22 protein-coding genes are annotated in these 20,673 nt (G+C 63.0%); 7 read left to right on the plus strand and 15 right to left on the minus strand.

The window, feature by feature from the left end; translation table 11 throughout:
• The 8 genes from VF515_07055 to rplU form a co-directional block, all read right to left on the minus strand.
• Window positions 1–461, minus strand: a 461-nt coding sequence (locus tag VF515_07055; protein ID HEX7407395.1) for a DUF1156 domain-containing protein, incomplete at its 3' end; no start/stop codon positions are given.
• Window positions 458–781 carry a hypothetical protein gene (locus VF515_07060; GenBank protein ID HEX7407396.1) on the minus strand — a complete coding sequence of 108 codons (324 nt, stop codon included), beginning with the start codon at window positions 779–781 and terminating at the stop codon, window positions 458–460. The genes VF515_07055 and VF515_07060, both read right to left, overlap by 4 nt.
• A 20-nt stretch (window positions 782–801) precedes the next feature.
• The gene (locus VF515_07065) at window positions 802–2,283 is read right to left on the minus strand and encodes an ATP-binding protein (protein ID HEX7407397.1); all 1,482 of its coding nucleotides are present in this window, start codon (window positions 2,281–2,283) and stop codon (window positions 802–804) included.
• Complete coding sequence (locus VF515_07070; GenBank protein HEX7407398.1) at window positions 2,280–5,774, minus strand: helicase-related protein; 3,495 nt, start codon at window positions 5,772–5,774, stop codon at window positions 2,280–2,282. Before VF515_07070 ends, VF515_07065 begins: the two co-directional genes overlap by 4 nt.
• A 185-nt stretch (window positions 5,775–5,959) precedes the next feature.
• Window positions 5,960–7,135 (minus strand): glutamate 5-kinase, encoded by a 1,176-nt coding sequence (gene proB / locus VF515_07075; GenBank protein ID HEX7407399.1) that lies wholly within the window; start codon window positions 7,133–7,135, stop codon window positions 5,960–5,962.
• Window position 7,136: 1 nt separating this feature from the next.
• Window positions 7,137–8,210, minus strand: coding sequence for a GTPase ObgE (gene obgE, locus VF515_07080; GenBank protein ID HEX7407400.1), 1,074 nt, complete (start codon window positions 8,208–8,210; stop codon window positions 7,137–7,139).
• Window positions 8,211–8,355: 145 nt separating this feature from the next.
• The gene (gene rpmA / locus VF515_07085) at window positions 8,356–8,610 is read right to left on the minus strand and encodes a 50S ribosomal protein L27 (protein HEX7407401.1); all 255 of its coding nucleotides are present in this window, start codon (window positions 8,608–8,610) and stop codon (window positions 8,356–8,358) included.
• On the minus strand, window positions 8,600–8,935 hold the full coding sequence (rplU, locus tag VF515_07090) for a 50S ribosomal protein L21 (GenBank protein ID HEX7407402.1): 336 nt from the start codon (window positions 8,933–8,935) through the stop codon (window positions 8,600–8,602). The genes rpmA and rplU overlap by 11 nt, the downstream gene beginning before the upstream one ends.
• An 84-nt stretch (window positions 8,936–9,019) precedes the next feature.
• On the opposite strand from rplU, the gene VF515_07095 reads away from it, so the two are divergent.
• From VF515_07095 to cutA, 4 genes are read left to right on the plus strand one after another with little or no spacing between them, the layout of a single operon-like run.
• Window positions 9,020–9,307, plus strand: coding sequence for a glutaredoxin family protein (locus VF515_07095; protein HEX7407403.1), 288 nt, complete (start codon window positions 9,020–9,022; stop codon window positions 9,305–9,307).
• Window positions 9,308–9,323: 16 nt separating this feature from the next.
• On the plus strand, window positions 9,324–10,337 hold the full coding sequence (plsX, locus tag VF515_07100; GenBank protein HEX7407404.1) for a phosphate acyltransferase PlsX: 1,014 nt from the start codon (window positions 9,324–9,326) through the stop codon (window positions 10,335–10,337).
• A complete protein-coding gene (locus VF515_07105; GenBank protein ID HEX7407405.1) occupies window positions 10,337–11,380 on the plus strand; it encodes a phosphatase domain-containing protein in 1,044 nt (347 codons plus the stop codon). Before plsX ends, VF515_07105 begins: the two co-directional genes overlap by 1 nt.
• Window positions 11,381–11,391: 11 nt before the next feature.
• The gene (cutA, locus tag VF515_07110; protein HEX7407406.1) at window positions 11,392–11,721 is read left to right on the plus strand and encodes a divalent-cation tolerance protein CutA; all 330 of its coding nucleotides are present in this window, start codon (window positions 11,392–11,394) and stop codon (window positions 11,719–11,721) included.
• A gap of 4 nt (window positions 11,722–11,725) precedes the next feature.
• Here the strand turns inward: cutA and VF515_07115 are convergent, their stop codons facing one another.
• From VF515_07115 to tldD, 6 genes are all read right to left on the minus strand, one after another.
• Entirely contained in the window at window positions 11,726–12,883 is a 1,158-nt protein-coding gene (locus VF515_07115) for a PilT/PilU family type 4a pilus ATPase (protein HEX7407407.1), read from the minus strand.
• A 3-nt stretch (window positions 12,884–12,886) separates the two neighbouring features.
• A complete protein-coding gene (locus tag VF515_07120) occupies window positions 12,887–13,990 on the minus strand; it encodes a type IV pilus twitching motility protein PilT (protein HEX7407408.1) in 1,104 nt (367 codons plus the stop codon).
• A 149-nt stretch (window positions 13,991–14,139) separates the two neighbouring features.
• A complete protein-coding gene (locus VF515_07125) occupies window positions 14,140–14,781 on the minus strand; it encodes a CPBP family intramembrane glutamic endopeptidase (protein ID HEX7407409.1) in 642 nt (213 codons plus the stop codon).
• Window positions 14,778–15,437: a septal ring lytic transglycosylase RlpA family protein gene (locus tag VF515_07130; GenBank protein HEX7407410.1), complete on the minus strand. Its 660-nt coding sequence runs from the start codon at window positions 15,435–15,437 to the stop codon at window positions 14,778–14,780. Before VF515_07130 ends, VF515_07125 begins: the two co-directional genes overlap by 4 nt.
• 81 nt (window positions 15,438–15,518) lie before the next feature.
• Window positions 15,519–16,871: a TldD/PmbA family protein gene (locus tag VF515_07135; GenBank protein ID HEX7407411.1), complete on the minus strand. Its 1,353-nt coding sequence runs from the start codon at window positions 16,869–16,871 to the stop codon at window positions 15,519–15,521.
• A gap of 13 nt (window positions 16,872–16,884) precedes the next feature.
• Window positions 16,885–18,339, minus strand: coding sequence for a metalloprotease TldD (tldD, locus tag VF515_07140; protein ID HEX7407412.1), 1,455 nt, complete (start codon window positions 18,337–18,339; stop codon window positions 16,885–16,887).
• 90 nt (window positions 18,340–18,429) lie between these two features.
• Between tldD and VF515_07145 the strand changes: the two genes are divergently transcribed.
• Entirely contained in the window at window positions 18,430–18,732 is a 303-nt protein-coding gene (locus VF515_07145; protein HEX7407413.1) for a hypothetical protein, read from the plus strand.
• Window positions 18,733–18,738: 6 nt separating this feature from the next.
• Window positions 18,739–19,020 carry a hypothetical protein gene (locus tag VF515_07150; protein ID HEX7407414.1) on the plus strand — a complete coding sequence of 94 codons (282 nt, stop codon included), beginning with the start codon at window positions 18,739–18,741 and terminating at the stop codon, window positions 19,018–19,020.
• 101 nt (window positions 19,021–19,121) lie between these two features.
• On the opposite strand, the gene VF515_07155 is transcribed toward VF515_07150, so the two are convergent.
• Window positions 19,122–19,892 carry a Sir2 family NAD-dependent protein deacetylase gene (locus VF515_07155; GenBank protein HEX7407415.1) on the minus strand — a complete coding sequence of 257 codons (771 nt, stop codon included), beginning with the start codon at window positions 19,890–19,892 and terminating at the stop codon, window positions 19,122–19,124.
• 130 nt (window positions 19,893–20,022) lie between these two features.
• Between VF515_07155 and VF515_07160 the strand changes: the two genes are divergently transcribed.
• The gene (locus VF515_07160) at window positions 20,023–20,598 is read left to right on the plus strand and encodes a hypothetical protein (GenBank protein ID HEX7407416.1); all 576 of its coding nucleotides are present in this window, start codon (window positions 20,023–20,025) and stop codon (window positions 20,596–20,598) included.
• The last annotated feature ends 75 nt before the right edge of the window (window positions 20,599–20,673 follow it).

The following is a 20,673-nucleotide window of genomic DNA, read 5'->3' on the forward strand; positions in this document are numbered from 1 at the left end:
TCGCACCCGAGCCGCAGCGCCTCCAGCGGGATCGAGCCGCCCCCCGCAAACGGATCCACGACCAGCGGCGGCTCTTCGCCATGCGCCGCCTTCACCAGCGCCCGGCTCACCTCGAGATAGGTACATTGCGCCGCGTTATCCCAGTTCGCGAAGTCCGCGATAAACTTGAGCAGCGCCTTGCGCAGGTCCTCGTCCGTGGTGCCCGGATTGCAGCCGGCCACCTGCGGCAGGAGTTCCCGCGCCTTTGCCTTGAACTCCGCCGGGCAGAGCGGATCGCACGGGTCCGGCCACAGCAGCGTGAGCAGCACCGCCCGGCTCGACGCCAGCGGCCGCCGCGCCCACCACAAGTGCAGCGTGCTCGGATGCCCGTGCCGGATCGACTTCTCCCGCGCCGCGCGCCGCGACACCTCGGCGATCGGGAAGTCCACCTCGGCGAGGCGCTTGCAGTCCTTGGGGATCATTGCCGGACCTTGCCCTTCTTCTTGCGAGACGGGCCGCCATCGCGGCCGGAATCGGGCGAGAGCGGTCCGGAAACGGGCGGTCGCCCGGAGGCATGGGCGGTTGCCATCGCCAGTCCCGCCTCCGTTGTTTTGTACCTCTGCATCCGGCTTCGCGGCTTTTCAGGGATGGTCCGTTCCAGAATGTCCATGGCCATCAAGGGCGCAAGATAGTTCGCCTGGAAGGTCTTCCAGTGCTTGAGCCCCAGTTCGGTCATGATGGCCTTCGCCGGTTGAGGTTCGCGGCAGAACGCCGCCACTTGTGCGGTGACTTCTGCGGTCACTTGTGCGGCGACATGCGGGGTCATTTCACGTCATCCCCGCCGCGTTCCTTCAGCGCCTTTTCCCCGGCCGGGGTCAGCCGGTACTTCTGCAATCGGCTGTTCGGCTTGTCGGGTATGGTGCGTTCGACGAGGCCTTGCTCAAGGAAACGTCGGACAGACCGCTTGAACGCTCCCGTCACGGCCTTGCACCCGCACCGTCTCGCCCAATCAGAGATCGCCAGGGGGCTGTCGGCTAGATGACGCAGGAGCGACTCGGCCCCTGACTCGGCCCCTGACTCGGCCCTTGACCTTCCCGCCGCGCCGCCGGCAACCAACGGCGCCCTGAAGGTGACGACCAGGAACCCCTGCTTTTCCTCGAAGACCGGAGGCGGTGCGCCGTGCTTCTCGCACATCTCGATCACGCGGTTGGTGCCGCGACCCCAGACCTCCACCGCTCCGGTGCGATGGAACGCTTCGGCGATCGACGGGTTGGTCGGCTTCGACAGATGCGGACCGGAGAGCTGTTCCACGGTCATGCCGCCGGGGAGACGGCCATAGCTCTGGATCTCGATGCGGTCGTCGAAGATCGCGATCGCGACGTACCCGGAGTGATGGGAGTAGTCGCGGTGCATGACGGCGTTGAGGAGGATCTCTCGCAGCGCTGCGGGCGGAACCGGGAAGCGATCTTCACGGAAAACCGTTCCCTTGGGGAATCGCGCCCCCAGCGGCATGGTGCGCTCGAGGAACGCCATGCCTTCGCGCACCATGGAAAAGGCGTTCATGTGCTCCTGCCGGTTGTCCACGATCTCGCCGGTGACCGTCGTGCCGCGGAAGCGCCCCAGCTTGAGAAGGCACTGGGGATAGTCGGGCATGAATCGCGTGCCGTAGAGCACCTGGGCGGCCCGCGTGAGGACGCTCGATACCCGCAGTCCCAGCCGGTCGAGAATCTCCCCGATGTCGCGGCGGGTGTCCGGCGAGATCCGGCTTTGCTGAATGGCCAGCTCGCGCGTCCGCAGGATTTCCTTGCGATCCAGGTCCTTCAGCGCCAGTCCCTCGGCTGAAAGGTTCTCCCAGCGGCGTTTGGCATGGCCGCGCTCGACGAGCAGACGCTCGTACTTGGCCTGCGGCATCCGACGCGTCGTGCTCCCTACGCGCTCGTACGGGCGGCCTTCGTAGGTGAAGGGTCGCATGTCCACGCCACCCTCGACCGCCGCAAGGACGAGCTCGCGGCCTGCCTTGACCTTGATGCGATGGATGGAGACGTGGGCGGGCGGCTCGAAGCGATCGGCGGCTTGAGCGATGTCGCGGAGCGTCTGGTCAGAGACGGCCTGCCCCTCGATGGTACCTTCCGGCCGGACGCCGAAGAGCACCATGCCGCCGGAGCCGTTCAGGAAGGCGCAGAGCGTCTGCATGCCTTCCTTCAACTCTCCCGTCGAGCGCTTGAACTCCAGAGCCGGACCTTCGCTTTCTTTCACGAGGGCGGCGAGCTGTTTCGCGTTCGCGGGAATCCCCACGGTCGTCACGGACGTTCTCCTCCATACGGCGGCGAGTCCTCACGCACCTGCATGGGCTTCGTCATCGCGTTCACGGCCAAGTAGTAGTGGGCCACCTTCGTCACCTCGTTCCAGTCGAGGCGCGCCGGGTCGCGGATCGGCTGCTGGAGTCGCGGAGCATTGTCGCAGTCGGTGACGACGTAGAGCCAGAAACAGTCGGGACGGTCTTCTGCCACGCGGCGCTCATTGGGCGTGAGCAGGATCGTGCCGGTCGCTGCACCAAGGCCCTTCACCTCGATGAGGCGCAGCTCTCCGGAAGCAAGGTCGAGGCTCGTGACGTCGTAACCCAGGTTTTTCTCCGAGACATCGTAGACCTGCCGCCCCTGCGCCTGCTCGTGCTCCATGACCACGCGCATGGCGATGGCTTCGGTCTCGAAGTTCGGCCTGAGACGTCGCACCTCGGGCGCCTCGCGCTCCGGATGGGGCAGGACCAGCACGCTGGCGATACGTTCGACGGCTTGCAGCGTGAGCGCCCGCTGGCGCTCCAGCTCGCGCCGCCGCCGCTCGCGCCGCACCATCAATTCGGCATGTCGTGCTTCCGCTTGTGCCAACCGGCCCTCTGCACCGGTCACCTTCTGGTCGACCTCCGCCGCAGCTTTGCCGATCTCTTCGTCGACCTTCTGCAGCAGCTCCGTCAACGACAGCTTGATGTGCGCGCCGATGCGCTCGATCTCGGCCAGTCGCTCGGCGCGGACTTCTCCGATGAAGGGTGTGAGCGCGTTTGTGTTCAGCCACTCGGTTGCCTCGGGAAGCGAGATGACCGACGGCAGAGCGGCGGGCGCTGGAGTTGCGGTGAGGTTGCCGAGCATGCTGAGTTCGACCAGCTTGGCGTTGCCCTCACCCTCGCTGCGAGAATTCTCTTGAAGGAAGCCTTCGCTTGGAGACGCCGTGCCCTCACGGCGTTCAATCCCGCTGCGAGCGCGGGCTGAGGGCAGCCCGTCTCCAACTGCGGAGTGAGGAGATCCAATCTCCACAGCGAACAACCGTTCGTGAATCACTTGGCCGAGGCCGTCGACGACTCGTGCGCGGTAAAAGTCGATTCGCGCCGACGTCTCGTGGTCGAGCGAGTAGAAGCACGCGCCCTTGGCGAACACCTCCTGGGCGAGTGCGCTGGTGTGCCGGTGCAGCGCTTCGAAGTGCGGATGCCCCGGCGTGACCCACTCCAGATTGTTCTTCTCCGCCGTCTCGCGATCGGTCGACAGCCGCGGATACTTCGCGACCAGCGCTGGAAGCTTCCAGTCGGGTTCGCTCTCCTGGCGCCGCAACACCGGCGGCGTCCTGCCGGGCTCGAACGCGTGCGGCAGCGACGCAACCGGCTTCAGCTCGAACGGGACATACCCCGCCGCGTCGCGGATGAAGCGCGCGATCGTCTCGGGCACGACGCGCCGCTCCTGGGCGCGGGCGCGGCGCTCGATGAGCATGTCGAGGTTGAGCCGCTTGCTGGCCAAACCTTCGAGCGCATTCTGGCAGATGGCCCGGAACCGGCCTTCGTCGACATCGCGCAGGAGCCGATCTTCAAGGTCCGCATCGCCGAGCTTGCCGGCATAGTAGTCGCGTAGGACGCGCTCGATGTGGGCGGCAGGCAGGATCTCACCGACGACGTTGAAGACGGCGTCGTCATCGAGGGCGTTGCGGATCTCCTGCAGCTTCTCGAGCAAGCGCTGGAGCACGCGGCCTTCGATGGTATTCGTGGCAACGAAGTTGAAGATGAGACAGTCGAAGAGCTGGCCGTAGCGATGGATGCGGCCCATGCGCTGTTCGAGCCGATTCGGGTTCCACGGAATGTCGTAGTTGAACAAAATGTGGCAGCACTGCAGGTTGATGCCTTCACCTGCCGCTTCGGTGGCAACGAGCATCTGAATGTTACCTTCTCTGAACTGCTGCTCGACGTACAGCCGCGTGTTCGGTTCTTCCCGCGAGCCGATCTTCATGCTGCCGTGGATGCATCCGACGCGGAAGCCCCACTCTTTGAGAAGTCCCATCAGATAGTCCAGCGTGTCCTTAAACTCGGTGAACAGGAGCAGACGCTGCTCGGGATGGTCGAAGAATCCCTCTTGGTGCAGGAGCTCCTTGAGCCGCGACAGCTTGGCCTCGGCGCCCGAGTCCTCGACGCGCTTAGCATCTACGGCCAGCACCTTCAGCTCCGCGATCTCCTCGCGAACCTGCTCGGCACTGCCGGCAAGCGTGATCGCTTCGAGCATCTGCTCCAGGCGCTCCCGTTCGCTCTCCTCCATCTCTTCCAGTTCTTCAGGATCGGGAAGGTCCGGTGGTGCGATTCGCGCGAGTTCCTGGGCCTGCTTCAGTGCCGCGTCGAGGCGGCGGGCGCGATTGTCGAGCGAGCACCGCATGGCGTGCGTGCTGGACGCCAGCCGGCGCTGGTACAGCGACATGAGGAAGCCGACGGCGCGAGCGCGCGGATCGTCGCCCTGTGCGGCGGCCTTGGCGCTCTGCTGCTTCACGAAGTGGGTCACGCTCCGGTAGAGATCGAACTCGTTCCCGTCGATCTGGAAGTCGACCGTGTGCGGAATCCGCTTGGTGAAGATCTTCCGCGCCACCCACGAGCCGTCGCTCTGGCGCTCGGGGAAATAGACCATCGCCTCCTTCGTGCGACGCAGGTAGAATGGCGCGCGGCGCTGGGTCATCGCCTGACGAATCGACTTCACGTCGGCGTAGGCGTCCTCGTCGAGCAGTTGGAGAAACAGGCTGAAGTTCGTCGGGTCACCCTTGTGCGGCGTGGCGGTGAGGAGCAGTAGGTGATCCGTGCTGTCCCGGAGCAGCTCCCCGAGCGCGTAGCGCGCGGTCTTCCGAGCTGGCGGCGTCCACGACATCCGGTGCGCCTCGTCGACGATGACCAAATCCCAGTGCACTTGTTTCAGGCCGGGAAGAATGTCAGTGCGCTTGGCCAGGTCAAGCGACGTGAGGACATGACGGTGCTCCAGCCACTGGTTGACGCCGAACTGGTCGCGAATGTCGCCGCCTTTCAGGACCAGAAATTTCTCGTCGAACTTCTCCTTCAGCTCGCGCTGCCATTGGAAGGTCAGATTGGCGGGGCAGACGATCATAATCCGATCAGCCAGCCCACGGAGCTTCAGCTCGCGGATGAGCAGTCCCGCCATGATGGTCTTGCCCGCACCGGCGTCGTCGGCGAGCAGGAAGCGTACGCGCGCGAGTTTGAGCAGGTAGTGGTAAACGGCTTCAAGCTGGTGGGGCAGGGGATCGACGCGCGACACCGAGAGGCCGAAATACGGGTCGAATTCGTATGCAATCCCCAGCGAGTAGGCCTGCAAGCCCAGCCAGAGCAGCCGGCCGTCGCCGTTGTACGTGCAGACGGATTCTTGAACAGCCAGGGCTTCGAGATCCCGGCGCGTCAGCGTTACGCTGCGGAATCGCTCCGAGCGGATACCGACAAGCCCGACCGTCCAGGTGTCCGGCCCATTCGGCCGCACTGTCTCCACGCGCATGGGCTCGTTGAAGAGTGCACCGGAAAGAACTTGTCCGGGACTGATAGCGTGTTCTTCGTTCATCCTCCGCCCCGCTCGCTCCTGCAATTAGCATAGGCTCGCGGTTGGGAGATAGAACCGAGAGTGAACCGACAGAAGGGTACGGGTGGGCGCCCGCCTACGGCTGACCCCGTCTCCCTCGCAGGCTACGACTCAGGACCGATGGTCAGCACGAGATCATTGCGGTGGATGACCTCTTCGGTGAGCTTGTATCCGAGGACGCCTTCGATGCCGGCGGAATGGACGCCTTTGATCTTGTCCAATTCGGCGGCGCTGTAGTTCACCAGGCCGCGCGCGAATTCGCTGCCTGACAGATCGACGCAGCGAACGCACTCGCCGGGGCCGAACTTGCCGTGGACCTCCTTCAAGCCTTTGGGCAAGAGACTGCGGCCCTTGTGGGTGATTGCTTCATAGGCACCCGGGTCCACCACCAGCGTGCCCGCCGGCTTCAATGTGTAGGCGATCCAGTGCTTGCGCCGGCCCAGTCGATCGCCGCGCGGAAGAATCAGTGTGCCCACCGCTTGGCGCGCATCGAACACCGCCGGCAGCACGCCGGAATGGAGACCGTCCGCGATGATGGTGGGAATGCCGGCGGCAGCGGCCTTCCTGGCGGCGGCAAACTTCGATGCCATTCCCCCCGTGCCGAGTGCGCCACGCCCATCCATGACGTAGGCGGACATGGCGCGGCCGGGATCCTCGACCACGTCGACCATCACGGCGTCGGAATGGGCGTGCGGGTTCTTGGTGTACAGTCCGGCGACGTCGCTGAGCAGCACGAGCAGGTCGGCTTCGACCAGGCCGGCGATCAGGGCCGACAGATTGTCATTGTCGCCGAAGTTTCTCAGCTCGTCGATGACCACGGTGTCGTTTTCGTTGGCCACGGGCACGACGTCGGCGGCAATGAGCGTCTCGATCGTGTGCCGCGCGTTGAGATACCGGCTGCGGTCCGCCAGGTCGTCGTGGGTGAGGAGAATCTGAGCTACCTGGGTCGAGTGCGAGGCGAAGTACTCTTCGTAGAGGGCCATCAAGTTGATCTGTCCGACCGCGGCGGCCGCCTGCCGCTGTGGGACGGTTTTCGGGCGTTCCTTGAACCCAAGGCGCGCCATGCCCGCGGCAACCGCGCCCGAGCTCACCACCACCAGCTCGATGCCGCGTTTGTGCAATCCGCACAGTTCTTCCGCCAGCGATCGGAGCCGCGGGCGATTGATGCCGTTCGGCCCCGATAAGATGCTGCTACCGATCTTGATTACCGCGCGGCGCAGGTGTTTACACAAGCGCGGCTTATGAACGAGTTGGTCGTTTGTCGCGGCAGATCCGCCCATCTCATTCCCTCACCCTGACCGTCTCCTGGAGCGCGAGGGGATCCTGAGGTGGCGGCTCGTCAGGCACCGCCGCTCGTAGCGCCCGCCAACGGCGACCGACCTCACGCATGAGCACGGCGACGCCTTCGCCCGTGGCGGCAGAGATTGCCCACAGCGTGATGCCGCGTTGCGCAAAACGCGCCTGGACAGCAGGGTAGCGTTCTCGCGCTTCGCTCAAATCCATCTTATTGGCGACCACCACCTGCGGTTTTGCCGCCAGCGTGGCATCGAAGGCTTCGAGTTCGCGATTGATCGCGTCGTAGTCGTCCACCGGATCCCGGCCGGTCAGGCCGCTGATATCGAGGAGATGAATCAGGAGACTGGTGCGCGACAGGTGGCGGAGAAAACGGTCCCCCAGTCCGCGTCCGCGGTGCGCCCCTTCGATCAGACCCGGAATGTCGGCAAGGACGAAACTTCCTTCGTCATCGAAGCGGACGACGCCCAGGTGGGGCACGAGTGTCGTGAAAGGGTAATCCGCAATCACGGGTCGGGCGGCGGAGACGGCACTGATCACGGTTGATTTGCCGACGTTCGGATACCCGACCAACCCGACGTCGGCCAGAAGGTGGAGTTCGAGCCGCAGGCGGCGTTCCTCGCCTGGAGTTCCGGGCTGGGCGTATCGCGGCGCCTGGTTCGTGGAGCTGGCGAAATGGGCGTTGCCTTTGCCGCCGCGCCCGCCGTGCGCGACGATGTAGCGCTCGTGCGGCTGGCGGAGATCGACGATCAGCTCGCCGGTATCGGCATCGGTGACGATGGTGCCCGGGGGGACGCGGACCAGACGGCCCTCACCGTGCTTTCCGTACTGTTGCTTTCCCCTGCCATGTTCGCCCCGGCCGCCTTTGACGAGGGGCTGAAATTTGAAATCCAGCAAGGTGGTGAGGCCGGGGTCGACCACAAAGACCACATCGCCGCCGTCGCCCCCATCGCCGCCGCTCGGTCCGCCGTGGGGCCTATATTTTTCGCGCAAAAAGCTGACACAACCACGCCCACCGTCGCCGGCATGCACATGGACCTCAGCTTCGTCAATGAATTTCATCTCCGCTGCCGGCGGAGGTTAGCGGCACCACCCGAAAAAGGAAAGCGGTCTTCACCTGTCTCGCCTGCGCTCGTAGCGGCGCAGCATGCTGCGCCCCTACATAAGGGACGAAAATCGACAGACACGGAGGGTGAGGCAGAAGAGGTTATGCCGGGAAGATGTGGACTTGGCGGCGGTCTTTGCCGACCCGCTCGTAGCGGACGACGCCGTCGATCTTGGCAAACAGCGTAAAATCGCGACCCATCCCGACGTTCTTGCCCGGATGCACGCGCGTGCCGACCTGGCGCACCAGAATGCTGCCTGCCTTTGCCATCTCGCCCGCGAACAGCTTGACGCCACGCCGCTGTCCCTGGCTGTCGCGTCCGTTACGGGTGCTTCCTTGTCCCTTTTTATGCGCCATGGCTTCCTGCCCCTGTTTCGATGCCGGTCACACGAACCGCGGTGAACTGCTGCCGGTGGCCCTGATGACGGCGGTAGTTCTTGCGACGTTTCTTCTTGAACACCAGGATTTTCTTGGCTTTCCCGTGCTGGACGACCTTTGCGGTGACCCGGGCTCCCGCCACGAGCGGGGCTCCGACTCGGATTGCCCCCTCATCCGCCGTCATCAACACTTCCTGGAACTCGATATCCGATCCGGGCTCTCCGGTGAGCTTTTCGACTCGGATGACATCTCCGGGGGCAACGCGGTATTGCTTCCCTCCGGTACGAATTACTGCATAGCTCATGGCTGGTCTCCAGATAAAGAAGCTACTTGAGTAGAAGAACCCTCTAATATTGTCAACTCCGGCTGGTGACGGTATGCAACACCCATGGCGGCACTTACCCTCGTTCTGTATGGCAGGCCCGAGTGTCACCTGTGCGATGAAATGAAGCAAGTGGTGTTGCCGGTCGCACGAGAACTGGGGTGCACGGTGGCGGAGATCGACATCACCGGAGATGCCGATCTCGAAGCGCAGTTCGGTACGGAGATTCCTGTGCTCTTTGTCAACGGCCGCAAGGCCTTCAAGTACCGTGTCGTCGAACACGAGCTCCGCAAGCGCCTGGTTGCAGAAGGCCGCAGAGGGATGACCTCGGCTCCGGGCGGAGCGAAAGGTTGAGAGGCGGTTCTGACGTATGCCGATCATTGCTGTAGACGCGATGGGGGGGGATTTTGCCCCCGAGGAAGTGGTGAAGGGTGTTGCAGAGGCCTCCCTGGAGACAGACATCCAGTGCACCCTGGTTGGGGACGAGGCGGAGATTCAAGCCATCCTCAACCGCGTCGCGTACAACCCGGCGCATATCGGTGTGCACCACACGCACGAGTTTGTCTCTATGGCGGATGACCCCAAGACGAGCCTGCGCCACAAGCGCCGCGCCTCGATCCTGGTTGCGGCCCGGCTGGTTGCGGAAGGGCAGGCGGACGCGGCGGTGACGGCTGGCAACACCGGGGCCGCCGTGCTCGCCTGTGCCCAGCAGTTCAAGACCATCCGTGGCGTCCGCAAGGCGGCGCTGGCCAGCGTGTATCCGCGGCAGACCGAATACCCCGGTCAGGATCAGCTCGCGCTGCTGCTCGATGTTGGGGCCACTATCCGCTGCGATGCCACGGAACTCGTGCAGTTTGCGTTGATGGGAAGCGCTTATGCGCGGCATATTTCGAAGGTGCCGAATCCTCGTGTGGCGTTGCTCAACATGGGGGTCGAGGAAACGAAGGGCGGGGACATTCTGGCCGACGCCTATCGTCGGCTCAAGGCGGTTCCAGGCATCAACTTCGTGGGCAACATCGAAGGCAACGATCTGGCGAAGGGAAAGGCCGATGTGATTGTGTGTGAGGGGCTCCTGGGAAATGTTGTGCTAAAATTGTTGGAAGGTTTAGCCGAAGTGGTAGTGGATTTGGCCGGGACGGCCCGCCGTGAGAATTGGCGGTGGAAGTTGGGGTTTTTCATGTTGGCAAGCGGTTTCGGGCGACTACGTGACCTGACTGACTACGCCGCTTACGGCGGCGCGCCCATCCTCGGCTTTGAACACCTGATGATCAAATCGCATGGCCGTTCGAATGCGCCCGCGATCAAGAACGCAATCAAAGTTGCGGCCAAGGCCGTGCGCGATGGGGTGACGCGGGAAATCACCGCCGGGATTGAACGACTGTGATGGTGCTGCGCCGTGCCAAACGCCGCATGCCTGAGGTGCTGCGGCCCATCATCTTCCGCTGGGACCTCGACAAGACATACCTGAAAACTGAGTTCGACTCCCTGCGCGAGCTGATGCGGGTGCCGTTCGAGAAGCCGCAAGACAAAGTCGCGGTCCCCGGTGTGGCCCCGCTCATTCGTGGCCTGCGCGAGGTGGCGACCCAGGCGGGCCGGGAGGTCCGGATCTATTTCATCTCGGCGAGCCCGCCGCAAATCGCCAAGGCTATCAAGCAGAAACTTGCCCTCGACGGCATCGAGTACGATGGCATTGTGTTCAAGAACCAGTTACAGCACCTGGTCCGCGGTCGATTCCGCAACTTGCGCGAGCAAGTCGGCTACAAGCTGACGGAGCTGCTGAAGAGCCGCGGCGCGACGTCGGCGGAATCGCACGAGGCGCTGTTTGGCGACGACTGGGAGTCAGATCCAATCATCTATTCGCTGTATGCCGATGTTCTCGCCGGTCGCATCGCTGGCGACGAACTCGGTGAAGTTCTCCTTGCCATCGGCGTTGATCCGAGCCTGATTGCCGAGGCTAAGCAACTTGCGGCTGCAGCCGAGCGCGGCGAAGTCGTGGAAAAGATATACATCAACCTCGAGCGCCGCACCCCGCCGACCAGCTTTCGCGCTTTTGGTCCTCGCCTGGTGCCCACCTTCAACTACTTCCAAACGGCCGCGTGCTTGTTCGAGGACGGCTATCTGACCTTGCCGGCGGTGGTGCAGGTTGCCGAGAGTTTGATCAACGACTCAGGCTACACGCCTGGGGCGTTGGCGAATTCCCTGGCCGACATCACGCGCCGCGGGCATCTGCAGCAAGCGAGTACGATCGCGGTGCGCGAGTACTTACGAGCCCGCGGGCTGATCCCGCGTACCGGTCGTCGCCGTGTGGGCATGGCCTTGTGGCAGCGACTGAGCCAGTGGGTCAAAGCCAAACCCGCTCCGGTGCAGCCACAGGGCGATGCCATTGATTACCACCAACTGGTTATGCAATGGCGTGCGGCGCGTTAGGGAGCAAGGAGATGACGGATTGCATCGCCGTGTTGGTCACCGTCGGATCGCCGGAAGAAGGGGAACGGATTGCGCGGGCGTTGGTCGAGGAGCGTGTTGCCGCCTGTGTCAATCTGGTGGGTCCGATCAAGTCCACATACCGCTGGCAAGGTAAGATCAGGCGCGACGAGGAACTGTTGCTGATCATCAAGACGCGCGCGGCGCTCTTCGCCGAGGTGGAGGCCCGGGTGAAGGCGTTGCATTCCTACGGAACGCCGGAGGTGATCGCCTTGCCGATCACGGCGGGCGCTCAAGCGTACCTCGAGTGGTTACGCGCCGAGACGCAATTACCCGGTAAGTGAAGCTCTACGGCCGCCGCAAGTGTGGCGGCGTAACGCCTTCGATGCGGAAGTCGTCGCTTGCTGGCCTGCCCGGAAGGCCGTTCTTCTTCGGCTCTTGACGTGAGAGATCGAGATTCTTGATGCGAATACGCAGGTTGTTGGCGCTGTCGGCGTCGGCCAGCGCCTGCTCCTCTGAAATTCGCCCCTGAGCATAAAGGTCATAAATTGCGTGGTCGAACGTCTGGCCGCCTTCGTGGGTGCTCTGCTCTATGGCTTCCTTGAGCGTGTCGATTTCACCTTTCTTGATGAGGTCTTTGATCCAGGGTGTGTCGATGAGGACTTCGAGCGCCGCCACACGCTTCCCATCGACCCCCGGCACGAGCCGTTGGGAGATGATACCCCGCAGATTGAGGGAGAGCTGAAGATAGATCTCGGGATGCCGTGGTTGGGGGAAGAAGTTCATGACCCGTTCGATTGCCTGGTTGGCGTTGTTCGAGTGTAGCGTCGCCAGGCAGAGGTGGCCGGTTTCTGCAAACGTGATCGCCGCCTCCATCGTTTCAGCGTCGCGCACCTCGCCAATGAGAATGACATCCGGCGCCTGGCGCAGGGTATTCTTCAATGCATCATTGAACGAAAGCGTATCGAAACCCACCTCACGCTGGTTCACGATGCACTTCTTGTGGCTATGCACAAACTCGATTGGATCCTCGACCGTCAGAATGTGTCCCGCGGTCATCTCGTTACGGTGGTCCAACATAGCGGCTTGCGTGGTGGACTTGCCCGAGCCGGTTGCGCCAGTCACCAGCACGAGCCCGCGGCGGCTGAGCGCAAGGGTTTTCAAGATCGGTGGCAACTGCAGCTCATCAAGCGTTGGGATGCGGATCCTGATCTGGCGCACCACCACCGCCACCGCACCCCGCTGGCGAAACACATTGATACGAAAGCGGCCCAGTCGCTCCGAAGCGATGGCCAGATTCATTTCCAGCTTCTCATCAAAGGCGGCACGCTGGCGCTCACTCATGAGCGACGTCGCGAGCGCCTCGACCTCGACCGGCGTCAGCACCTCGGTTCCGACGGGTTCGGTGAACCCCTCGATGCGAAGCATGGGAGGACTCTCGATGGTCAGATAGAGATCGGAGGCGCCGCGCGTCACCATCTCGGAGAGCAGCAGCCGGATATCCACCGGTTACGCTCCGCGCCCCCCGACCGGCCGCGGAAATCGCTGCGCGCCAGCCTTGGCGTCGGTCGCCATTGCCCCGAACAAGTTCGGCGTTAGGGTCCTCGACTGCGCTTCTTCCTTGGTGACCAGGCCCCTGTTCACCAGATCGATCAGGGCCATGTCCAAGGTCTGCATTCCCACGGCTTGGCCGGTCTGCATGCTTGAAGGAATCTGATGGATCTTGTTCTCGCGGATCAGGTTGCGCACGGCGGGCGTCCCAATCAGAATCTCGAGGGCTGCGATCCGTCCCCCGGCTCGTTTGCGCAACAGGGTTTGTGTGATCACCGCTTGGATCGATTCCGCGAACATGGTGCGGATTTGCGATTGTTGGCCCGCTGGGAAGACGTCGATGATGCGATCGACCGTCTTCGGCGCACTGGAGGTGTGCACAGTTCCAAACACCAGGTGGCCGGTTTCGGCCGCAGTCAGTGCCAACGAGATCGTTTCCAAATCGCGCATTTCGCCCACCAGGATGACATCGGGATCTTCACGCAACGCGCCGCGGAGCGCTGCGTCAAACGACATGGTGTGCGGTCCAACCTCACGCTGGTTGACCAAGCATTTCTTCGAGGTGTGGACGAACTCGATCGGGTCCTCGATGGTCAGGATGTGTCCTTCGTAGCCCTCGTTGATATAGTCGATCATTGCCGCCAGAGTGGTCGACTTTCCAGAACCGGTAGGTCCGGTGACCAAGACCAATCCTTTCTCTTTGTCGGCAATGTCCTTTATCACCTGGGGCAGCCCGAGATCATCGAAGGTCATCACCTTCGTCGGGATCGTACGGAACACGGCGCCCTCGCCGCGACGGGTGCGAAAGGCGTTCACCCGAAACCGAGCGATGTTCCCCAACTCGAACGAAAAGTCCGCGTCGTTCGTTTCCTGAAACGTCCTGCGCACCGCATCACTCATGATGTCGAAGACCATGTGGTGCACCTCTTCGGGGCTGAGCGGCGGGTGCTCGATGCGTTTCATGTCGCCATGAATGCGGAGCATCGGCTGCTCTCCAGACGAAAGGTGAACGTCGGAGGCTCCCTCCCGGTGGGCAAAAGTCAGCAACTGTGTGATATCCATGGATGAACCCCTCTCGTGGATAGTGGAATGAGCAAAACGCACGCCAGGTGCGGGGGCTCGACACCTCTGGTGTCATCATGCCGGGGCAGGGGTGGCATCCTCAGCTTCGGGCAACGTGAGGGCCTGGGACGTTAATTTGGTAACGCCGCTCAGCGCGAGAGACTGGCCAACATGATCTGCATCAGAAGATTGCTGCCGGCGTGATAGAACGTCGGTACAAGGATGGTGTCCGTCCGGGCTCGCAGCCATCCGTAGAGGAGGCCCGGGAAGAATACGATCAGACGTGCCGGACCCCCGTACCATAGATGGCATGCGGCGAACAGTGCGGCGGCGATCGGCAACCCGAGCCCCCATTTTGCACCGAGGAATTCAAAGGGTCTGCCGCAGGCGCGATCGAATTCGGTCTGCAGGTATCCGCGAAAAAAAAACTCCTCAGGGAGGGCGATGAGCAGAAGCTGGTCAATGGCCGAAGCGAGAAACACCGTCGGCAAACGAAAGTGAAAATCCAGCCCGGACCACCAATGCGCAAGAAGGTAATGGCCGACCATGTAGGGGACAAACACCGCCACAATGACCCCGGCGTGAAAACGGACGCTGCCTGGACGCTTCAGGGTCAGGCCATATGTGGCGTAGGGGCGCCTGGCCAAGGTGACGAGCGCAAAGGGGGTTAGAAACCACAGAGTTGGGAGATGCAATGCCACCGCAAGGGGAAGCGTGCCAACGAGAAGCGCCAACGCTTCAGCGATGGGCCGGTAGCGATGCAGGCTCACGCCGTCCCACTTCCGCGTCACGGTGAAGGCGGACTCGCATCTTCCACAATGATGGCGGACAAACCCAGGGGTGTGACCGACCGGGCAAGGGCGACGGCATCTTCCCGACGGCCGAACCGACCCATTCGCACCCGGTAGTGCCGGCCCGCCGCTCCGTCGAGCGTGGCGAGATAAACCCCATCAAAGCGCCGCTCCAAGGTGCGCTTGAGCCGCAGGGCGTTGTCGCGGTCCGCAAAGGCGCCGACCTGTACCGCGTACGCCGCGGAAGCAAGCTGCACACCTCCCATGCCCAGCACCTCGATGCGCACGGGCACCGTGCCGGGGCCGATCATGCCGACGGTACGCGCGGCGGCGTACGAGAGGTCGATCGCACGGTCCTTCACGAACGGTCCGCGGTCGTTGATGCGTACCTCTACCTCTTTGCCGTTCTGCATGTTGGTTACGGCCACGCGGGTTCCGAGCGGCAGCGTTTGGTGAGCGGCGGTCAAATCGTACTGGTCGTAGATCTCCCCACTAGAAGTGCGATTGCCGTGGAAGCCCGGGCCGTACCACGAGGCCATGCCAGTTTGGACGGCTCCAGAACGAGCCTCGATCGGAGGGGGATGGCGGCGCGCGACCAAGCCGCATCCCGACAGCAGCACTCCCAGCACCAACCCTCCGGCCACCCCACGCCACATGGCCGCGGATTATACCAGAAGAGAGCACAGAAAGCGTACTGTCCGGGATCTATCAGGGAGACGTTCTCTGTCCTGTGCTTTTCAATTTCCCGCCACGGTCATGCGGGCAATTTTCACGGTCGGTGCCATCACGGAGTGACGAAGATCGAGATCGTTCCCGATGGCCTCGATGCTGTCGTACATGGTCAGGAGGTTGCCGGCGATGGTTATCTCCTCCACCGGATGAGCGAATTCGCCGTTCTCGATCCACTGGCCGACAGCACCGCGCGAGTAATCGCCGGTCACCGGGTTGACTCCGAAGCCAATCAACTCTGTGACGTACAGGCCGCGATGCACCGACCGAATGATCTCTTCTGGAGAAGCGGTTCCCGCCTGGAGGAAAAGATTCGTTGGCGCGACCCGTGGGGCGTCGCCGACCGATCGGGCCGCGTTGCCGGTGCTGCGGCTATTGAGCTTTCGCGCCGAGTACGTATCGAAGAGGTAACTGGCCAGCACGCCGTGATCCAGCACGACGGTACGCCGAGTTGCTAGCCCCTCTCCGTCGAAGGGCTTCGAGCCCAAGCCGCCCACGATCGTTCCGTCATCGATGACCGTGACCCACTCCGGAGCGATGCGCTGGCCAAGCTTATCGAGCAGGAAGGAGGTTCGCTTGTACAAGGTGTAGCCCGAGACCGCGGTCGCGAGATGATGCATCAAGCTCGATGCCGTTTCGGGATCGAAGATCACCGGCACGTCGCAGGTCTGCACGCGCCGTGCATTGAGGCGACGTACGGCGCGCGCTGCGGCCTTGCGTCCGATCGCGGCCGGGTCTTCCAGCCGCGTCAATTTTCGTTGCACGGAATACCAGTAATCACGTTGCATCGAGCCGTTGGCGGAGGCAACGGGTACAACTGAAAGCGACACGCTCGAATCGCGGTACGCGCCGACGAAGCCGAGGGTCGACGCATACACGACACGGCCAGTAGAAGAAGAGAAGCTTGCACCTTCGGAGTTTGTGATGTGGGGGTCCGTGTCCAATGCCGCCCGCTCGGCTTCCCGAGCCGCGGCAATGGCCCGTTCGGCCGTGAGCGACTCGATCTCCGGGTCATAGAGTTCCAGATCGGGAGTTCCGGCTGCCAGTTCGTGGGCCTCAGGAAGCCCGGAGAACGGATCCGGCGCGATTACCCGCGCCAGGGCACAGGTGTCCTCCGCCAGGCGCTCCAGCGCCTGGCGCGAAAAATCCGCGCTGGAAGTGATGGCGCTGCGTTCGTTGATGAAGACCCGCAGGCCGAGATGTTTCTGGCGCGCCTGTTTCAGCGTCTCGATCTCTGCCAGGCGCACGCCGGCTTCGAGCGCGTCTCCCTCGGCCACGACGACGTCGGCGGCGCTGGCGCCGTGGCGTTTCGCCGCCGCCAGCAGTACCTCGGCGATCTCTTCCAGCGGCTGGACACTCATGGTCTCCACCTCATCAGGCAGCCTGCGTGCCCCCGACGGTCAGGCCGTCAATGCGGATGGTGGGCAGGCCGACACCGACCGGAACCGATTGGCCGTCCTTGCCACAGGTGCCAATGCCCTCATCGAGCCGGAGGTCGTTGCCGACCATGCTGATGCGCTTGAGGACATCAGGCCCGTTGCCGATGAGGGTGGCACCCTTCACCGGCCGCGTGATCTTGCCGCCCTCAATGAGGTAGGTCTCACTCGTCGAGAAGACGAACTTACCGCTGGTGATATCGACTTGGCCGCCGCCGAAGTAGGCAGCGTAGAGACCGTGATCGACGGATCGGATGATCTCATCGGCGGTGGATTCTCCAGCCAGCATGAACGTGTTGGTCATTCGCGGCATGGGGATATGCGCGAAGCTCTCCCGCCGCCCGTTGCCGGTGAGCGGCATGCCCATCAGTCGGGCGTTGAGTCGATCTTGCAAGTAGCCGCAGAGGATGCCCTTCTCGATCAGCACGGTGCGGCTGGTCGGGGTGCCTTCGTCATCGACGTTGAGCGAGCCGCGGCGATTGGCCAGCGTGCCGTCGTCGATCACGGTGCACAACGGCGACGCTACCGGCTTGCCGAGCAGCGCCGAAAACGCAGAGACCTTCTTGCGGTTGAAATCTCCTTCTAACCCGTGGCCGACGGCTTCGTGCAGCAGAATGCCCGGCCAACCCGGACCGAGAACCACCGTCATCGTCCCCGCGGGTGCGTCGGTTGCATGCAGGTTGCGCAGCGCCTGATCCGCTGCGGCTCGCGTCAGACGCAGGTAGCGATCTTCCTCCAGCAAGAAACCGTACTCGACGCGGCCGCCCCCGCCGGATGTGCCTTGCTGGCGGTTCCCCGCTTCTTCCGCGATGCAGGTCACGTTGAGGCGGACGAGGGGCTGCGCGTCACCCACCAGCACACCAGCGGAGCTCACGATGAGCACGAGCTTCTGCTCGACGCCAATGGTTGCCATGACGTTCTTGATGCGTGGATCGTGGCGCCGCGCGGCGACATCGATGCGGCTGAGCAGATCCACCTTGTCCGCTAAGGGCGCTTCCAGTGGCGATCGCGCCAAGGCGTACAAGTCGTGCCCCGGCGCCGCCTCATGGACTGCCACGGCACGGTGTTCTCCGCCGCCCTCTGCGATCGCCTGCGCCGTGCGCGTCGCCAGCCGCAAGCTGTCGATGGTGACATCATCGGAGTAGGCATACCCGGTCTTGTCGCCGGCAACCACGCGCACACCCACGCCCTGCATGATGTGCTGACTGGCCGTCTTGACGATGCCTTCCTCGAGGCTGAGGCTTTGGACTCTGCGGAGCTCGAAGTACAGATCGGCGTAATCCGCGCGACGCGCGACGGCGGTGCCGACGATGTGTTCCAGCGCGGACTGGCTGAGACCGAAACGTTCGAGAAGGAATCGCTCCGGTGCGTGTGTGGGAATCGCGGCTGTCATCGTGATAGTCCTTGATTTTGAGCCTGCAACCTGCGTAGCATAGTCGCAGTCACGGGGCCAGGTTGTGCGTAGCGCAAGACGAACGGTCGCATGAGTCAGTACTCCCTCGAAGCGCGCTGGTCGTGTCTGCGACGCTACGTGGGGCTACGCATCAACCTCTTTCGTGCCATGCATGACGGCCGTTTTCACCTCGCCGACGACCAAAGTGTGATCGCTACCCGCTCCGGGGATTTCGCACTGACAGCGTGCATCGCCTTCGATCAGGTCTTCTCGTATTACTACGTGCGCGACTGCAGCTGGTATCGTAGTGATCTGTCGCGGTTGAGTGACGACGATGTGCCCGACCACATTCGCGACGATCTCCTGCGGCAGTTTCTCAGCTTGCTCGGTTGACGCCCCGTGAGCGCCGCACCTGTGCTGCCGCCGGATCGCTGGCTTACCATTCTCGATCGCCTGTTCACGGAAATGATCGAGCAACAGCACAGCAAGGTGCTGCAACTCGCACGTCGGGTTGTACCCGATGTCACACCGGAGGACTTGCGCAACCCACAGGACTTTCCGCAACTCAGCCGGGACCCGGTGTTCAACTACGAGGACGGTCTCCTCGCCGGTCTACGCAGCGCGCATATCGCGGTCCGAGCCGAGCTGCGTTGTTACGAAGACGCCCCCGGCAACGGCTGAGAGTGCCGCACGCATCGGCCGTGGGGGTTTCGACGCGGTCGTTCGCATGCAGCCGGCGGTTACTTGCCACCCACGATCGATGGGTGCGCGCGACGATGAGGTTAGGCGGTTCGCAATTGGGTGATCCGCCCCGCAAGCTCGGGAAGCACGACGGCGGACGGCGCGCGCAAGCTGATCGCGGCGAACGCGGTCAACTCGGTTTCGTGTGGGTTGATTTCAATCAACTGGCCGCCCTGCTGGCGCACGTCGATCGGGAACTGCGCTGCCGGATAGACGGTTGCGGAGGTACCGGCAACCAGCATGCAGTCGCACTTCTCGGTCTCCTCGAAGCAGCGGGCCAGCACGTCGGTCGGAATAGGCTCGCCAAAGGACACGGTATCGCTCTTGAGGATGCCATCACAACGCGGACAGTGCGGCGGCAACGCCTCCAAGCGGATCTCTTCGCGCGTAAAACGGCTGGTGCACTGGATGCAGCGTATGAGTGTGTAGTTCCCGTGGATTTCCTCGATCAGCTGGCTGCCGGCGAGCCGATGCAGGTTGTCGACATTTTGCGTGATGAGACAGCGCAGGATACCCGCTGATTCCAGTTGGGCCAAGGCGTGGTGTCCAGAGTTCGGCTCGGCAGTGAGTAGCGTCTCCCAGAGTTCGCGCATGGGCCCGCTGGGAGAAAGTCGCTCTCGCCAGGCTTGCGCTGGATCAGCGAGGAACCGTTGGTAGCCGTTCATCGGCGGCTCCCCGTATTTCGTCCACAGGCCGCCCGGCCCGCGAAATGGCGGAATGCCGCTTTCCACCGACATCCCCGCTCCCGTGAGGGCAACGACATAGCGAGAGCGCAACACGATTTCAGCAGCGCGTTCGATGTTAGCCGGCAAACTTTCCCCAATTGCCTGAGCCACGGACAGAGTTGAGCCTTCTGATGAGGTGCAGTATAGGAGAGCGGCAAGGATTTCAATCGGCCCTGCTGCAGATGATGTGTGGGCAAGTTCTGGGGAGGTTTGGCGCATGAAGCTGTCTTGGATGGGTGGAATCAGTATCATCGTAGCAACCGTGACTACAGCAGCGATCGCCGCCGGTGGGGAGCAGCCGATTAAGGACCCCGACGGAAAAATCTTGGCCGTGGTGTTGGCGTGCGACGCGTGTCAATCTGGCTCTGAGGGGACAGCGAAGGCATGTTCGACTGGGGCGGAAGAGGGCTGGCTGAACGGCAAGCCGTGCGGGAAGTGCATGCTGACGGCGAACTTGAAGGAACCTCTTGCGTACCGCTACGATCTCCATATGCAAGGAAAGCTCGTCGATGGCTCGGGCAAGCCAGTGAAAGAGCGGTTCGTCAAGATGTTTCTTCCGAACGGTTGGACGGTGCGCACCCGAACGTTCGAGGACGGCACTTTTCACGTGATGCTCGGCGCCACCGAAGACCGCAAATCCAAAAGCCCGGTACTCACTGACTTGGGGACGCACGTCGACTCGGTGAAAGGCACAGAGTACTACGCGCTGTTCATGCTGCCCGGATCCTACAAGCCGTGCCCAGCGGGAGCGGCCAAACCTGTTGGGAAAAAGCAAAAGAGCAAGAAGCACTGATTGGAAACGCGGGTCAGCGGCCGTTCCGCAACGGCTTGTGCGGCACCGTCCGCGCGTCGTGCCGCGTCGTGTTGC

This window comes from Candidatus Binatia bacterium, assembly GCA_036382395.1.
Classification (GTDB): Bacteria; Desulfobacterota; Binatia; order HRBIN30; family HRBIN30; genus JAGDMS01.

Bases quoted from the DNA above. Each gene is read 5' to 3' on its own strand.
- VF515_07070 (HEX7407398.1), bottom strand. From the start codon at position 5,774: ATGCGCGTGGAGACAGTGCGGCCGAATGGGCCGGACACCTGGACGGTC.
- proB (HEX7407399.1), bottom strand. From the start codon at position 7,135: ATGGGCGGATCTGCCGCGACAAACGACCAACTCGTTCATAAGCCGCGC.
- obgE (HEX7407400.1), bottom strand. From the start codon at position 8,210: ATGAAATTCATTGACGAAGCTGAGGTCCATGTGCATGCCGGCGACGGT.
- rpmA (HEX7407401.1), bottom strand. From the start codon at position 8,610: ATGGCGCATAAAAAGGGACAAGGAAGCACCCGTAACGGACGCGACAGC.
- rplU (HEX7407402.1), bottom strand. From the start codon at position 8,935: ATGAGCTATGCAGTAATTCGTACCGGAGGGAAGCAATACCGCGTTGCC.
- VF515_07095 (HEX7407403.1), top strand. From the start codon at position 9,020: ATGGCGGCACTTACCCTCGTTCTGTATGGCAGGCCCGAGTGTCACCTG.
- plsX (HEX7407404.1), top strand. From the start codon at position 9,324: ATGCCGATCATTGCTGTAGACGCGATGGGGGGGGATTTTGCCCCCGAG.
- VF515_07105 (HEX7407405.1), top strand. From the start codon at position 10,337: ATGGTGCTGCGCCGTGCCAAACGCCGCATGCCTGAGGTGCTGCGGCCC.
- cutA (HEX7407406.1), top strand. From the start codon at position 11,392: ATGACGGATTGCATCGCCGTGTTGGTCACCGTCGGATCGCCGGAAGAA.
- VF515_07120 (HEX7407408.1), bottom strand. From the start codon at position 13,990: ATGGATATCACACAGTTGCTGACTTTTGCCCACCGGGAGGGAGCCTCC.
- VF515_07130 (HEX7407410.1), bottom strand. From the start codon at position 15,437: ATGTGGCGTGGGGTGGCCGGAGGGTTGGTGCTGGGAGTGCTGCTGTCG.
- VF515_07135 (HEX7407411.1), bottom strand. From the start codon at position 16,871: ATGAGTGTCCAGCCGCTGGAAGAGATCGCCGAGGTACTGCTGGCGGCG.
- tldD (HEX7407412.1), bottom strand. From the start codon at position 18,339: ATGACAGCCGCGATTCCCACACACGCACCGGAGCGATTCCTTCTCGAA.
- VF515_07145 (HEX7407413.1), top strand. From the start codon at position 18,430: ATGAGTCAGTACTCCCTCGAAGCGCGCTGGTCGTGTCTGCGACGCTAC.
- VF515_07160 (HEX7407416.1), top strand. From the start codon at position 20,023: ATGAAGCTGTCTTGGATGGGTGGAATCAGTATCATCGTAGCAACCGTG.